Annotated in this window: 27 protein-coding genes; 17 read left to right on the top strand and 10 right to left on the bottom strand. The window is 39.5% G+C overall.

Annotation, left to right across the window (positions count from 1 at the left end; all coding sequences use genetic code 11):
- Positions 1–95 precede the first annotated feature (95 nt).
- From Q0Q74_RS05350 to Q0Q74_RS05270, 17 genes are all read left to right on the top strand, one after another.
- On the top strand, positions 96–362 hold the full coding sequence (locus tag Q0Q74_RS05350) for a hypothetical protein (protein WP_294429210.1): 267 nt from the start codon (positions 96–98) through the stop codon (positions 360–362).
- A gap of 7 nt (positions 363–369) precedes the next feature.
- Positions 370–711, top strand: coding sequence for a hypothetical protein (locus tag Q0Q74_RS05345; protein WP_294429208.1), 342 nt, complete (start codon positions 370–372; stop codon positions 709–711).
- Positions 701–1,048, top strand: coding sequence for an HNH endonuclease signature motif containing protein (locus Q0Q74_RS05340; protein WP_294429206.1), 348 nt, complete (start codon positions 701–703; stop codon positions 1,046–1,048). Before Q0Q74_RS05345 ends, Q0Q74_RS05340 begins: the two co-directional genes overlap by 11 nt.
- Positions 1,045–1,281 carry a hypothetical protein gene (locus Q0Q74_RS05335; RefSeq protein ID WP_294429205.1) on the top strand — a complete coding sequence of 79 codons (237 nt, stop codon included), beginning with the start codon at positions 1,045–1,047 and terminating at the stop codon, positions 1,279–1,281. The genes Q0Q74_RS05340 and Q0Q74_RS05335 overlap by 4 nt, the downstream gene beginning before the upstream one ends.
- 2 nt (positions 1,282–1,283) lie before the next feature.
- Positions 1,284–1,742 (top strand): hypothetical protein, encoded by a 459-nt coding sequence (locus Q0Q74_RS05330; RefSeq protein ID WP_294429203.1) that lies wholly within the window; start codon positions 1,284–1,286, stop codon positions 1,740–1,742.
- Positions 1,743–1,744: 2 nt separating this feature from the next.
- A complete protein-coding gene (locus Q0Q74_RS05325) occupies positions 1,745–1,948 on the top strand; it encodes a hypothetical protein (protein ID WP_294429202.1) in 204 nt (67 codons plus the stop codon).
- The gene (locus Q0Q74_RS05320) at positions 1,941–2,291 is read left to right on the top strand and encodes a MazG nucleotide pyrophosphohydrolase domain-containing protein (protein ID WP_294429201.1); all 351 of its coding nucleotides are present in this window, start codon (positions 1,941–1,943) and stop codon (positions 2,289–2,291) included. The genes Q0Q74_RS05325 and Q0Q74_RS05320 overlap by 8 nt, the downstream gene beginning before the upstream one ends.
- A 169-nt stretch (positions 2,292–2,460) precedes the next feature.
- Positions 2,461–2,934 (top strand): DUF5662 family protein, encoded by a 474-nt coding sequence (locus tag Q0Q74_RS05315; RefSeq protein WP_294429200.1) that lies wholly within the window; start codon positions 2,461–2,463, stop codon positions 2,932–2,934.
- Between the two features lie 33 nt (positions 2,935–2,967).
- A complete protein-coding gene (locus Q0Q74_RS05310; protein ID WP_294429199.1) occupies positions 2,968–3,522 on the top strand; it encodes a hypothetical protein in 555 nt (184 codons plus the stop codon).
- 12 nt (positions 3,523–3,534) lie between these two features.
- Complete coding sequence (locus tag Q0Q74_RS05305) at positions 3,535–3,711, top strand: hypothetical protein (RefSeq protein WP_294429198.1); 177 nt, start codon at positions 3,535–3,537, stop codon at positions 3,709–3,711.
- Positions 3,701–4,060: a hypothetical protein gene (locus Q0Q74_RS05300; RefSeq protein ID WP_294429197.1), complete on the top strand. Its 360-nt coding sequence runs from the start codon at positions 3,701–3,703 to the stop codon at positions 4,058–4,060. Before Q0Q74_RS05305 ends, Q0Q74_RS05300 begins: the two co-directional genes overlap by 11 nt.
- 5 nt (positions 4,061–4,065) lie before the next feature.
- The gene (locus tag Q0Q74_RS05295) at positions 4,066–4,284 is read left to right on the top strand and encodes a hypothetical protein (protein ID WP_294429196.1); all 219 of its coding nucleotides are present in this window, start codon (positions 4,066–4,068) and stop codon (positions 4,282–4,284) included.
- A complete protein-coding gene (locus Q0Q74_RS05290; protein ID WP_294429195.1) occupies positions 4,285–4,587 on the top strand; it encodes a hypothetical protein in 303 nt (100 codons plus the stop codon).
- Positions 4,584–4,763 carry a hypothetical protein gene (locus Q0Q74_RS05285; RefSeq protein WP_294429194.1) on the top strand — a complete coding sequence of 60 codons (180 nt, stop codon included), beginning with the start codon at positions 4,584–4,586 and terminating at the stop codon, positions 4,761–4,763. The genes Q0Q74_RS05290 and Q0Q74_RS05285 overlap by 4 nt, the downstream gene beginning before the upstream one ends.
- The gene (locus Q0Q74_RS05280) at positions 4,750–4,929 is read left to right on the top strand and encodes a hypothetical protein (protein WP_294429193.1); all 180 of its coding nucleotides are present in this window, start codon (positions 4,750–4,752) and stop codon (positions 4,927–4,929) included. Before Q0Q74_RS05285 ends, Q0Q74_RS05280 begins: the two co-directional genes overlap by 14 nt.
- Positions 4,930–4,932: 3 nt before the next feature.
- Positions 4,933–5,118, top strand: a complete 186-nt coding sequence (locus tag Q0Q74_RS05275) for a hypothetical protein (protein WP_294429192.1) — start codon at positions 4,933–4,935, stop codon at positions 5,116–5,118.
- Positions 5,105–5,416, top strand: a complete 312-nt coding sequence (locus Q0Q74_RS05270) for a hypothetical protein (RefSeq protein WP_294429191.1) — start codon at positions 5,105–5,107, stop codon at positions 5,414–5,416. The genes Q0Q74_RS05275 and Q0Q74_RS05270 overlap by 14 nt, the downstream gene beginning before the upstream one ends.
- Before the next feature lie 222 nt (positions 5,417–5,638).
- Here the strand turns inward: Q0Q74_RS05270 and Q0Q74_RS05265 are convergent, their stop codons facing one another.
- From Q0Q74_RS05265 to Q0Q74_RS05220, 10 genes are all read right to left on the bottom strand, one after another.
- Positions 5,639–6,181, bottom strand: a complete 543-nt coding sequence (locus Q0Q74_RS05265) for a hypothetical protein (RefSeq protein WP_294429190.1) — start codon at positions 6,179–6,181, stop codon at positions 5,639–5,641.
- Positions 6,182–6,246: 65 nt separating this feature from the next.
- On the bottom strand, positions 6,247–6,753 hold the full coding sequence (locus tag Q0Q74_RS05260) for a hypothetical protein (protein ID WP_294429189.1): 507 nt from the start codon (positions 6,751–6,753) through the stop codon (positions 6,247–6,249).
- A 3-nt stretch (positions 6,754–6,756) separates the two neighbouring features.
- Entirely contained in the window at positions 6,757–8,463 is a 1,707-nt protein-coding gene (locus Q0Q74_RS05255) for a hypothetical protein (RefSeq protein ID WP_294429188.1), read from the bottom strand.
- A 10-nt stretch (positions 8,464–8,473) separates the two neighbouring features.
- Complete coding sequence (locus Q0Q74_RS05250; protein ID WP_294429187.1) at positions 8,474–8,683, bottom strand: hypothetical protein; 210 nt, start codon at positions 8,681–8,683, stop codon at positions 8,474–8,476.
- The gene (locus tag Q0Q74_RS05245) at positions 8,667–9,452 is read right to left on the bottom strand and encodes a hypothetical protein (protein WP_294429186.1); all 786 of its coding nucleotides are present in this window, start codon (positions 9,450–9,452) and stop codon (positions 8,667–8,669) included. The genes Q0Q74_RS05250 and Q0Q74_RS05245 overlap by 17 nt, the downstream gene beginning before the upstream one ends.
- A gap of 169 nt (positions 9,453–9,621) precedes the next feature.
- Positions 9,622–10,494, bottom strand: coding sequence for a hypothetical protein (locus tag Q0Q74_RS05240; RefSeq protein ID WP_294429185.1), 873 nt, complete (start codon positions 10,492–10,494; stop codon positions 9,622–9,624).
- A complete protein-coding gene (locus Q0Q74_RS05235; RefSeq protein WP_294429184.1) occupies positions 10,491–11,669 on the bottom strand; it encodes a hypothetical protein in 1,179 nt (392 codons plus the stop codon). The genes Q0Q74_RS05240 and Q0Q74_RS05235 overlap by 4 nt, the downstream gene beginning before the upstream one ends.
- 61 nt (positions 11,670–11,730) lie before the next feature.
- Positions 11,731–11,958: a hypothetical protein gene (locus Q0Q74_RS05230; protein ID WP_294429183.1), complete on the bottom strand. Its 228-nt coding sequence runs from the start codon at positions 11,956–11,958 to the stop codon at positions 11,731–11,733.
- Between the two features lie 55 nt (positions 11,959–12,013).
- Complete coding sequence (locus Q0Q74_RS05225) at positions 12,014–12,823, bottom strand: hypothetical protein (protein WP_294429181.1); 810 nt, start codon at positions 12,821–12,823, stop codon at positions 12,014–12,016.
- Complete coding sequence (locus Q0Q74_RS05220; protein WP_294429179.1) at positions 12,813–13,451, bottom strand: hypothetical protein; 639 nt, start codon at positions 13,449–13,451, stop codon at positions 12,813–12,815. The genes Q0Q74_RS05225 and Q0Q74_RS05220 overlap by 11 nt, the downstream gene beginning before the upstream one ends.
- Between the last annotated feature and the right edge of the window lie 5 nt (positions 13,452–13,456).

Raw genomic sequence — 13,456 nt, 5'->3', positions numbered from 1 at the left:
ATAGTATCTTTTACTGTTTTTAGTATTGACAAATAATAATTATCGGTGTAAATTCGATTTATAAACAAGAAAAGAGCGTTGAATCTCCCCTCGACATGATTGAACGCTTTTTTAAGGCGTTTACTGCCCGTGTAGTTGTCGAGGACTGCGCGGGCTTCTTTTTTTTAGGAGCAGAAATGACTACAGGCGAATTCGCCGATTTGGTACACGACATGAGAGCCGCACAAAAAGAGTATTTCAAAACACGCTCAAAAGAAGCTCTCGAAAAGTCAAAGATTCTTGAATCCAGAGTAGACAGACTGCTTGAAGAAAGAAAGAACCGCGAAGCCTCAAAGCAGCCGACCTTGTTTGATGTTGAGTGAGGTATTTATGCTGATATTTCCACTTAAAAACCAATGGTATGAAAAAATCAAGTCCGGCGAAAAGACGATTGAATATCGGGAAGTAAAGCCGTACTGGACTAAGAGATTTTGGCACGAAGGAGGAAGTCTAACATTCGACATTATCTCATACGATTATGAAGCGACAAAAGATGTTTTTCCATTTCCAATGATTTGCAAGCTACAACTTGGATATAATCCAAAAACTAGGTTAAATGCAATCATTAAGAAAATTGAGGTAGTTGACGGCAAGGACACCGACTTGCATATTAACAAGCCCGTGTATGCCATACACCTTACAGATGTAAAAGAGGTTATAGATGAAGCGTAGAAAGTGGACTAAAGAAGAGCGTAAACGGATATACCAGAAGTACAAAGGACATTGTGCCTATTGTGGCTGCAAAATCAGAATCGAAGAAATGCAGATTGACCACATTGTAGCATTAAAGCGTGGCGGAGCTGATTCAATCGAAAACGCAAACCCTGCCTGCAGAATGTGCAACAAATACAAGAGTACGCTTCTTCTGTACGACTTCAAAAATTGGCTTCTTGCAGGTGTCATAAGCCGCCTGCAGAAACAGTTTCTTTTCCGTATCGCCGAGCGTTACGGAATGATAACCGTAAATAAGTGGGATAAGAAATTTTACTTTGAGAGGATTAAGAAATGAAAAAGATTGGACTGATGATTTTAGAGCTTGCTGTTACTGAATTTCTGGTATGGCTGTTTTCGGGCATATTTATTTACATAGGATTCAATCTTTTATTGCCGTTGGTATTTGATTTTGTGCCGAAGTTGGGCTTCTTTAAGACCTGTATTCTTGCTGTTGCAATAGATTTTTGCTCAACACCAATCCGTATTCCTATTGAAATATATATAAAGCACATTGTAAAAGGAGCGTGAAAATGTTTGAAAAGGAATCAAAGCAATATTCAATAACTCGGACTTATCCAAAATTCGAAAACAGCCAGATTGCAGACTTTGTGCTAAGGGAAGTTGAAGGTGCTTATTGGCAAGGCGCAAATGACGGATATAACAAGGCTTGCGATGAGGCTTTTTATCTGGGTGCTGACTGTGCAAAAAAAACACAAGGCTATAGAAGCGTAAAAGACGCTTTACCGCCGTCTGACGGTCTTTTCTATGATGTAATGGGTATTCTCTGGAATGACAATATATGCGGCGGCTACAACTATCACAGAGGACAGTATCAAAACGGATTCTTCTTTTTTGACCATTCAATGTATCTGCAAAAAGAAGATTTCAGAAACTCAAACACACAGAAGAAAGTCATTGCATGGAAGCCGCTTCTAAAATGCACAAGTGACCAGATAACAGAATTTTGCGAAAAGCAAGGAGTGTTGTAAGTATGGAAAATAATAAGGCAAAAGGTGGTCTAACCTTTTTGGAAGTATTGCAGCTTATTTTTATTGTGCTGAAACTTTGCAAGGTCATAAAGTGGAGTTGGCTTGTAGTATTCTTGCCAAGTTTAATTCCTTTGGGAATTGTTATTATTCTGCTTGTCGTGCTTTTTATTCTGAATGTAAAAAAGGAGAAAATGGAAGATGATTGATTTGAACGATTTAGCCTACAAAATGCGGAATGTCGCTTATGTTCGGAAAACGAATGGTGCAAATGTTGATACTGATACAATGGCAATGCTCAAACATTGTGCTAGTGAAGTTGTAGAAGCAACAGAAGCCTACAATACACTTGATTCAGCAATCAATGATAACCGCGAGTATGAAAGAAACATAATCGAATTACAGGAACACTTTGAATCAGAACTTGCTGATGTTATCGCCTGTATTCTGATTATCTGCGCAAACGAGCCAACTATCGACATTGAAGAAGCCCTGCAAAAGTGCTTTCAGAAGAACCTTGCGAGAGCCGAAGGGAAAGGTGATAAGAAATGAAACAATGTGATTTATGCGGAAAAGAAGAAAGCGAGTTTACCGTCACAAGTAAACACCTTTCTCACATTGTAGAAAACATTCCAGACAGATTGAGAGGAAACAGTAGCCATATTCATAAACATATCTGTACGGAGTGTTTTGTAAAACTCTTTGATAAGGAACAAAAATAATGAAAAAATACGACAGCAAAAACGACACAAGAAAACATATTAAGCGCGTTGCCTATTATCTTGCTATCTGCAAGAAAGAACTTGCAAGAAAAGCAAAGCTGCATGATTTTGACAAAATCCATGACAAAACCGAAAAAGCGATGTTTGATGAATACACACCAAAATTGAAGCATTGTACCTATGGAAGCGAGGAATACAAAAGTTTTCTTGCCGGGCTAAAACCTGCTCTTGATATTCACTACAAGAATAACAGACACCACCCGGAACATTTCGCAAACGGCATAAAAGACATGACATTGCTTGACCTTCTGGAAATGCTCTGTGATTGGAAAGCAAGTTCAGAACGCCATGCAGACGGCAATATCTACAGGTCAATCGAAATCAATCAAAGCAGATTCGGCTATTCTGACGAAGTGAAAGATATTCTAAAGAATACCGTGGATTTTCTTAATTCAAATAAAAGTCAGTTGTAAAGGATTACTTAACAACTGAAAAAGAGAGGAATAATGAGTATCTTAAACGAAAAGACAGAAGAAACATCAAAGAAAATACACCTTATGGTAACAAATCTCTGTTCAAGACATTGCCCTAATTGCTGCAATAAATGTTATTCTTTAGATGATATTCCACTTGTTACGGAAGATGAATTAAAGAACTGTGAAACACTGTTCCTTACAGGTGGAGAACCTTTTGAATTCTGCAATGTGGATGCTCTGGCAAAGTATTATAAAGAACATTATCCGAATATAGAAAATGTAATTGTTTATGGTAATGTCAAAGAGTTTGTGGATTATATTTTTCTTGCAAACGGAACTCTGAACTATGTCGATGGCGTATCATTATCAATCAAAGATAAAGAAGATTTAGATATTTGGAACAGGTTTGCTCGTGACTTTATGCACCATAGCGGAAAAATCAAGAATCTTATTCATAATCGTTTATATTGTTTTATAGATGTTGAAATTATAGTAGCCGATAGATTCCCGATAATACAAAGAAAATGGGTAAATTACAAAGAATGGAAGCCCGCTGATGATTCCATTTTCAGAAGAGCTTTCTAAGCGAGGTATAAAATGACAACAAAAACAAAAATCATTCTTGCTAAATGTATTGCCTTTCCTGTTTATTTTATTACTATGCCGATAAGTTTTGTTGTTGGTGGAGTAAGAGGAATAGTAAAAACTTGGAAGATGTTCATTGAACTTGATGAAGAAGAATTAAAAAGCGAGGTGAGTAAACATGACGAGTGATAAATACAATAAACTATGTCGTTTGTTAAACCTTCCAGATAACACAAGATTAGACAAGTTGCTTAATGCAGCTATTCCAATATTGCAAAGAGCCGAATTTGAAGCTTCAACACTTGGAACGCCATTAAGCGCAAGAATAGAAATTCGCAAATGGAGAAAACGAACTATGTTAAGACGCTTTTTTAAATCACTTCACTTTTATATCCGCTGTGTCGGATTAAAAAACGCCCTGTTTATTGAGCTTCCGGCTTTCATACAAATGGCAAAAGAAAACAGGATAAAAGAATATCCGTTTTTAAGTGACTTAGTTGATTGCATGGAAGATTGCGAAGATGCATATTTAGGGTAGAGAATATGAAAATATACCGTAACGGCTATGTTCCGTCCTATGAAAGATACTTCTTTTATCTTCATTCAAAATGTATTGAAGTAGAAAATATCGGCGGAAGTTTTCACATTCGTTTAGCCCACTACAACAGAAAAGAAGTAATTAAAGATTCTGAACACTTCCCTGTCGTAGGTGAAATAAGCGAAAGTGATATTATCAAATTGATTTTGGAAAAGGTAAAATAAATGACAAAAGAGATATTAAAACAAGAAGCAGAAGAATACGCTGAAACAAAAGGCAAAGAACATTTCAGAAAATTCTATAACACAAATAAAAATATCGCTGAATTGATATCACAAGTTTATATAGACAGTGCCGAGCCAAGAGAAAAGCGTATTGCCGAACTTGAAGCACAGATAGAGAAAATGAAGTGTTGCGAGAATTGCAAACATCACTATTGGGCGGGTGGAGCTGACCTTTGTTGTAGACTTCGTGAAAACGAATGTAAAGATAAGATAAAACTCGAGAAGTGGGAGTTTGAATCATGAGTAAAGAAAAAGAAGAAGAAATAAAAGAGGTCTGTGAGATTTATAAAACTATGACTTATGACGGTCATAAACCGAGAGAGGGGCTTGAAAAAGCAAGGTGTATGGCAGCCGCCTTTAGGGAATTATTGGAGAATAAGCGCAATGAGAATAAAGGAGGGAAATATGAGACATTATGATATTGCGTTAAAATGTAAAAGTGGAGCGTTAGAAATGCTTGAAGTTTGTTTTAATAACAAGAAAGAAATGTTCCATTATGCTTTGGACTGTTTTAAGGATAAGCATACAGAGTGTAAAATCTTTTACAAAGGTAAAATGATTATGATGTATAAAAAAGGAGAATAAACTATGAGAGATTTTACACCAGAAGAAGCGAAAGATGAAATTAAATTACTAAATATGATAATCCGTTTTTTAAGGAATCGCGGTTTTGCTTGGGATATGTTTCTAAGACCTCTTAGAATAATGTACTACAAACACCAGATAAAAAAGCTAGAACTGATTGCAGGAGAAAAACAAAATGACAAAAATTGACCTCGCAAAAATATTCAAAGCAAACGGTTATAGTTGCTCTATGGATATGGACTGTAAAAAATGTAAGGAAATTACAGGTTATAACTGCCTGCAGGCTGATGTAAAATTATGGTGTGACGAAATTCTTTCTTCATCTGATTTTGAAGAATGGAAAGCAATCAATTCAGCCCAGATGGAAGAACTTGCTGATTACTTTATGGCTCACGATACAGAGAAGTATTTTACAGGCGATAAATATAAAGAAGCCTACAAAAAAATAGAATCGCTTTGCGAACTTGCCTATTATAATAGAAGATAAAAAAACGGTCAGCGCAAAACCGACCGTTTGATTTATTCGTTTTCTTGATTATCCGTACCCTGCATTTCAAGAATTTCTTTCCAAGTATAACCCAAATCAAGCAGATTATCCGTTGAATCCTCTGTGTTTGAATCTTCCTTGTTTATATCCCTGTACCATTCACGAATTCCCTCTTCTGTGTAGGTATTCGCAAAGTTATATACAAGTTCCAGATAATCCTCGTCAATCGCGTTTACCTGTTGTGGCAGAACCCGAAAATAAACCGCCGCCCACAGTTTCAGAAATGTCTTTTTTGTGAGCCTTTTCTGTATTTTCTGATTCTTTATTGTCTGAAAACATTGACTGCACTTTCTGAAAAAATGTCCATGCCTCAACGAAAAGCGAATCAACGAATTCCGTATCTGGCATATCCCCCCATGAAAAGTTTTTGTTTCTCTGTTTTGCAGCCTTATACCAATCTGCACCGTCAATCACGACAATATCAAGTGTCGCAATCTCATTCAATCTGCTGTTTGCAGCCGGAGTGAAACTTTCTACAGGTACACCGCCCCTTCTGCTTGCTTCCAACAAATCAATAGCCGTTCTGTCTTTTTCTTTCGGGAATTTCACAACAAAGTCGCCGCGTGAAGTGTGGATAGTCTTTGTTATCTGTTTTCCCAAGATGATAGCATAGAAAATATCATCTTTCTGCTGTTCTGTACTCTCTTCTTCTTTCTCTACGATTTCGTCAGAGATTTCAAATTCTTTTTCGTCTGCTTTAGCCATTTAGTTACTCCCAAAAAAAAGGTTTTAAGACAGGGCATATATTTCAACGCCCTGCCTTTTATTCGTTACAATACCTGCTCGTAGTCCGCACCGTTCTTGTAGTCCACAAGCTGAATGTCTACAGAAACCTGCACATAGTTTTTACCCTGTGTATTTTCTGAATAACGAGAAGGAACACCCCATGTACCGTAACCGATAATTGAGCCGCTCTTCTTGTCTTTCAAGCAGATATAAGGAATCTTTGCGCCGTTTTCGCCGGAAATGATTTTCTTCGCATCCGGGTTGAAGTTTTTGACGCTCTTTCCGTCTGTGTAATATTCGCTTGAAACATTCTTTGCCGGGATAAGTCCAGAAAGGTGAATTGTGGCATTGATACCGACAATATCAACCGATACAGGAACGATTTCACCCAATACATTGGCTTTCTGAACTTCCATGTCCTTTGTTGCGCTGTATTCAGAAGAAAGACCGATTTTCTCTGCCCCAGCCCCGGAATCGTCTTGAAAGTCAACATATACATAACAGTCTGTACCTTTTGTGATAAGGTTTCCGTTCTGCGTAATATTTGCCATTTGTTACTCCTCGCTCTTGTAGAGCAGATTGTTGCTTGTTCCGAAGATGAAGTTATTCGGAGTACGCAAGAATCTGTCATACTCAACATAAGTTTTATCAGCGTCAAAGCGAACTCTGATGTTGAAAACATCTTCCTGTTTGTCGTTCTTTGTAATCAGACCCGACTTGTACCACTCTTCGGCGCGAGCAATAAGGATTCCCTTAATGTCGCTCTCGTCCGGCGCGTCATTTGTACCGATTTTGCGTGAATATGCAGCGCGGAAATCTCTATCCATGAACAGAGCTTCACGAACACAAGAACGCTCGTTCAGAGCAAGGTTGTCACTCTGATATGTAGTCATGGCACGAATACAAACAAGGTTATCATCATCATTCTTGCCGAACGGCATAATACCGTTTGCAATCATTGTTTCGTAATCGTCTGAACCTGTGAATTCGGTTACTTTGATTACCTTATTTGTCAGCGGATTACCGCTACCCATTGAGTTTTCCATACCTGCGGCTTTACAAGCGAGCAATGCACCGCTCATGTATTCGCTTTCACCTGTCAGCGGGTTACTTGCTTTCATGCCGTTAATGACAAGTGAGCCGTATTCTGAATTCAATTCAGCAGCTTCCGCAATTCCCTGTTCCAGAGTTGAGCCATAAGCCATACCAACAAGGAACATTCTTTCTTTCTTCTGCGCAACTGTATTGCAAGAAGCACAGTGATTAGAAATAAGAACATGGATTTTCTTGTCTGTTGACGGTGTGGTAATAGACTGAATCTTCTCTTTTGCAAGAGCGTCAAGAGCGTCTGACCAATCGCCTACAGTAGAAGTGCCTGCTGCTGCACCGCTGAAATATACATAGCCGTCATTATTGTCCGGCAAGATACGGCTTGCATTTTCTGCAAGTTCAGCGTTTCCGCTTCCGATGTACTGAACTTTTTCCAGAGCCTCAATCAAAGCCTGTACATTGCTGTAGAACTTTGTTGCGGTTGTAGAAAGAGCTGTTGCAGAGCAAACATCAAGCTCTTTTGTTGCAGCACCTTCTGTCAAATCAAGAAGAGTTGCAGTGTAAATGTCTGTGTCGTTGATTCTTGAAACGAGTTCAGAAACGGTTTCAATATCAGTCCAAGCGAATTCAAAAACATCAACAGCCTCGCCCTCTTCCAATGCTTCAAGTTTGATTCCTGTAGATGTGATTGTACACTTCGGAGATGTACCGTCACCGTTATAGATGATTGAGAAAGAAGGGCGTTCGATGTTATCAATGCTTCCTTCGTTTCCTTTGAAAGAATACATCAGCTTCTTTCCTGTTGTGCCGCTTTTCAGCCAGAGTTTAAGCTGATTAGCAGGAACACCGTAAATACTTGACTTAACATTGATAATTGGATTATCGCCGTTTTTCATTACAAGTGTTGCCTGTGTGTTGCTGTTTACGATATAACCGTAAACATACTGCGGAACAAAGTCATTCGAGCCGTTGAACGCGTGAAGAACACCGTTGAGCAATTCACCACCGAGAAGAGCATTTTTTGCATCTGCCGGAGTAGCGAATTTAAGAAGTGTTCGCGGTTTACCCGCACTTGAAACACCCATTACTACGAGCTTGTCATCACCAAGCCCGGTAGTTGCAGCAACCGTATTTCTACGAGTATAAACGCCTGGAATAAGATGTTCTGTCTTTTTGCCCGCCGATTCAAATACTGCTGGACTTACACCCATTTTTTGCCTCCTACCTTACTTTTGTACTCAAGAGCTGGTCAACAATCGCTTTCCACTCTGTTTCTGTTTTCGATACTGACGCGTATTCGCATTTCAGTATTGCCTCAATTCCGCTTTTCTGCGGATTCTTTTGCAGAAAACGCACAACACCCATTTTTTTCTCTTTTTTCAGAGTTATTGTCGTGCTGGTGGCGTTATCTGCCTTAGTTGTGTTTGACATAGTTATGTGCCTCCGCTTCTATATCTTGACTTATCTTTGCCTTGTCGGTGTCGAGTACGACTTGCGCGATAAGATAATTCACATCAAAAGTAATCATTGCCCCGGAAAGTGCAATGTCAAAATCCATGTTGTAGTTATTGCTTCGCTGACCGTGTACGCTTCCATCGTCAATAAGCGGGTCGAAAAAGTTATATCTTTCGGAAAGAATCTGCCTTAAATCCCCGGCAATAAAAAGCCGTAAGACTTCGTAAACCTCATTTTTTACCTGCTCATTGTCAGCCCAGATTTCAACGGAAATTCTGTCTGTCCTTCGTATCTCAATCTTATTTCCGTAAACTTCGCCCTGCTTCTTTGTGACCTTCTTTAATTCCTTGATAACATCTTTTGATGTGACTGCACATAATCCCGGAATCTTCTTACCTGCTTTTACGATATGTCCGTTTGAATCTTTGAAATCGCTGTCGTATGTGTTGCTTGCCCAATCGTCAATATCTTCATCAGTAAAAGCAACAGGCGTTACCCATGCTTTCAATTCTTCCAGAGCGGGTGTTTTGTCGTCCGTTGCCGTTGTAACTGTTATTGAAGGGAAACTGTCTGCTACAGTCTTTGTGTTATGCAGATAAAGACTTGCAAAAGGGTGTCTGTTTGTTGCTTCGATGTGGAAATTCTGATAAAGATTATCTGCGTCTATGGCTTCCAGATAGTCATGTATAAGGGAAACTATAACTTGTTCAAGAATGATACCGCGATTAAGATAGTATCGTGCCATGTCCGCTATTCCTTTTTTTTCGTGCAACAAAAAAGGCAGCACAGATAAAAACGCGGAATTCCGTGTTTCTACCCCTGCTGCCTTTCATAAGGAATACAGATGTAACATACCAATTATGGCACTGTAATTTATTCTATATTAAAGCAAAAAGCCCCTGTTGTCAATTTAATCAACTGCCTTGAAATCGCTCCCAATCAGCCCTCATAGCTTCTGCTATTCTCTGATTGAAGATATATTCGTATTGCTTTTTCAACTCTCCCTTAAAATCTATACCCTCTCTATGCCTATGCTGAATCCATTTGTCAGCGTCAGCTTTTGCGCTTATGACACGGAAAGTAAAATATGTACCGTGATTGCCGTTTTTGTATGCGCTATCTTCCATGCGCACCATTCCAGCGTCATATCCTGTCAAATTGCCGTTCTTGTCGGTGTGCTGCGCTTCATCTTCCGAAACTCTGCCGCCCCAATTATATTCATGTCGCAAGATGTCCTCGCCCCTTGCGTTTGGCTCTGTGTGCATTGTCGGCAAGCGTGAAGATAAAGCCCGGCTTCTTAATGCTTTTAGTATTCCAGCCGGAACGACATTTCTAAAATGTCCTGTACCTGTTCCCCAAGAGAACGGAACAATCAAATAAGGCGAACCGTCTTTTTTATTCAGTCGGCTTTTCTTTCCGTTTAACCACGGACTATTGGGAGCTTTCATATCTATAGTATAATCTTCACCATTCTGGTACTGCGCCATTAAAGGATGGTCGCTGAAAATCGTATATTCAAAAACTCCTGTTTTCTGCTGTTTTATGCTATCGGCAAGTTTCGGGTCTGGCTTAGGACATGGTGGGATTAGCATTGTTGCATAGGTTGATATAGAATTACCCATAGCCCAATTCTTCCATGTATTTTGTATCGTCAAGGCACAATCAGCTAATTCAGATTGAGTAAATGGCAATCCCTTTAATGCCTCGCTATCACCTGTGGCAGCAAGATGAAACAACTTTTGAAGTCCAGCTTCTCCGTTTATCTGTATTTTAATACCTTCGGTCATTGCCTGTTCACTCCCCTTGTTTCGCTATAACTGCTCATAAGCTGTACGATTGCTTTCTTCGGGAATCGCTGATTTTCAGAGCTTCTTAATTGTGGGATATTCTTTACAACCGTATAAGTTGGATAAACCTTATAGATGATTGAATATCCTTCGCCACTATCCGGCTTATTGTCAGAAATCCACTTAATAGAATTCGTACCGACAAGAACATAATCAACGCCGTTTTCAAATTCACTTTCCTTTCCGATTATCTTCACAATACTTTCAATGAAAAAAGCCGGGATTGTGTCATAGTCTTTTTTTGTTCGCACAATCATAGATTTCTGTGTGATTGTTCCTGCTAAAACCGTCAAAACATCATTTTCCGAAACATCACAGGAATAAGGGAATGTCACAACTGCGTCACCGTGAGCAGCTTCCATTTGTGCAATGTCAACCTTATTAAGATTCTGATTCAGCACGGCAAAAGTGAACGGCTCAATATACTTGATATTTTTTGCCGTCAAATTTCCTGTCGGGTAAACTTCCGTTTCTTCCCCGGTTTCTTCATCTTCAACAATCTTTGGCGGAATATATGCAAGGTTTAATCGGTATTGCTCAACCTCGAATTCCTCACCTTCTTCATCAGTAACACTTTCAATGCTCAAAATATCTGCTGGCGCGGTGTAATAAATGCCCTCAATATTCAGCCGTTTAGATTCAATTCCCGGAACTTTATAATAGTTTCCGCCGCAATCTTCAAGAATTGTATTTTCAATAGTCTTTGCAAGCTCACGATTCAGAACTACATTGTAGTATGAACCCCTTACAAATCTATCAGTGTTCAAATCAATAAACTGTCCGTATTTTCTGGCGTTGCTGTAAACCTTTCCGCTCTGGTCGTAAACCTTTACAAGAGAATCATTTGTATAATCTTCTGAAACGGTAAGAATTCCGTTAAGGTCTACCGTTGCCGTTGTCTGTAAAACCTGCTCTTTCTGATTGCCGTAAATATAACCGCGTCCGCCGCACTTCTCGCAATGTGGGTCGGGCTGTTGCGTATTCTTTTCGACACAAGGACACATTGCAGCCGTCCGCCACCGTACCCACTGACCGTGACGCTTAATGAGAGCTTCATAGTTTGCACGCCCTAAACTTAAAACTACAGGGCTATTTTCTCCAAGTCCTTGACCCATACTAAAACCTCAAAATAAATGCCCCGGAATTACGCAAAGTAAGACCGGGTAAAAAGAAAACTTACACAGTAACAAGCGCAACAACGCCGTTAGAATCAATCTGCAAAGTCTTTCCGTTGTCTGTTGTCTTGTCTGCTGCAAGAACGGCGGCAAGGGCTGTTGTAAGAGATTCTACAGTTTCTTCAAGCTCTGTAACTCTTGCGTTAAGCTGCTCGTTTCCGCCTGCTTCAATCTCTTTTGCAATCTCCTTACCATAAGGACAACCTTTCTTTAATTTACCAAGTGCCATAAAAACACCCCCTAAATTGATTTATGTATTCAGAAATATTTCTGTATACGCTTATTTATGCAGCCTTTGCGTTAAGTTTCTTCTCCAACGCTTCAATATCCGCAATTTCTTCAACAAAACAAGTCCTTACAACTCCGTTGAAGTCTACATTCGGATAGCCGCGCTTTGAAAATCCTGTAATCTTTCCCGGCTTTCCGTTATAAGAAACCTTGCTACCGACCTTCAATCTTGCCATTGCCAATTTACGGTTATTCAGCATTTTGCAAGTTCTGTCTGTCTTTTCGTTGTACTCTTCCTGCCACTCTTTAGCATAGTCCGGCTCGTTCTTTGCCCTTCTCATGTAGTCCAGAGTTTCATAGTCGAGTTTTATATCCAAATCTCTTGTTTCTCTATCCCACTGATACCCCTTGTATTTCTCTTCCATACGCTTTGCAAGAGCCGGATTGTATTCAGAGAATTTCATAATCAATGGCTTAATCTGATATTCTTCCGCGTCTTTATCCCACTGACCGTAATAATCATTGTCAGAAGCAGGCGCGTCCAATTCGTCAATGTCAAAAAGATTCTGCGCACCCTTCATTTTCCCTTCGTTTCTATCTTCCGGGCTTTCCCAATATGTAACCATTCGCCCGGCTGCGTTCATTTTTCTTACAGGTATCAACTGCCCCCAATTTCTGCCTGCAGGCTTTGCTTTCTGTATGCTTTCAGCAGATAGTAACGATTTTTCAACGGTATTTTCCTGTGGAATGTATGACTTATTAAGCACACATTTCACCTGCTCCGAAAGTGCATAGTTTGAGAAATCTGATTTCTGTAATGTCTGAACACCACCGTTAAGAATGTTCTGCACCTGCTCAAAAATCATAACCTTTAATATCCTTATATAAAGATTCGTCACCATAGCAAGTATGGTATTCACGAGGATTAAACAGTTTCTTAAAGCTGAAATCGCCGATTCTGATAACCTTAATGTTCCAATATCCGAGCAATGGCGGCATATAAGTCACAATGTCGCACCAATGCGCGAACTGCCAAACAGTACCGAAAAACAATCTGCAAATCAGCTTTGTAAAGAAGAAAACCAACGGCTTAGGCGCACCCCAAGTAATTAAATCCGGCTTTCTTCCCGACTGAAAGAAGATTTCTATTCCTACCAATACAGAGCCTGCACCGCCGTATGAATGACCGCAACAAACCACCTTATAATCCGGGAAGGTGTTCATTGCCATTAAAACCTCATTCATCATCAAGCCCTTGCAAGAATTGAAAGTAGTCTGCCAGCCTAAACAGGCAAAATACATATACCACTGTCTAACCTGCGGAATGAAGAAGAAAAGGAAGTTTACAATCCAATCAATGATTGAAGTTGAGAACTGCGAAAAGACATAGATTGCCTTATCCTCATGCTCAACTTTTACGCGCCAATCGTAATCAAAAGTATTTGTCTTGTAGTCTATATCCTTCTGGTAATTGTAGAGTTCCCACGGCTTCATGCTGA

The sequence above is a fragment of the uncultured Treponema sp. genome (genome assembly GCF_946187725.1).
Lineage (GTDB): Bacteria > Spirochaetota > Spirochaetia > Treponematales > Treponemataceae > Treponema_D.
The sequence above is the reverse complement of the archived record's forward strand: the minus strand, read 5'-3'. Positions and strand labels throughout refer to the sequence as shown.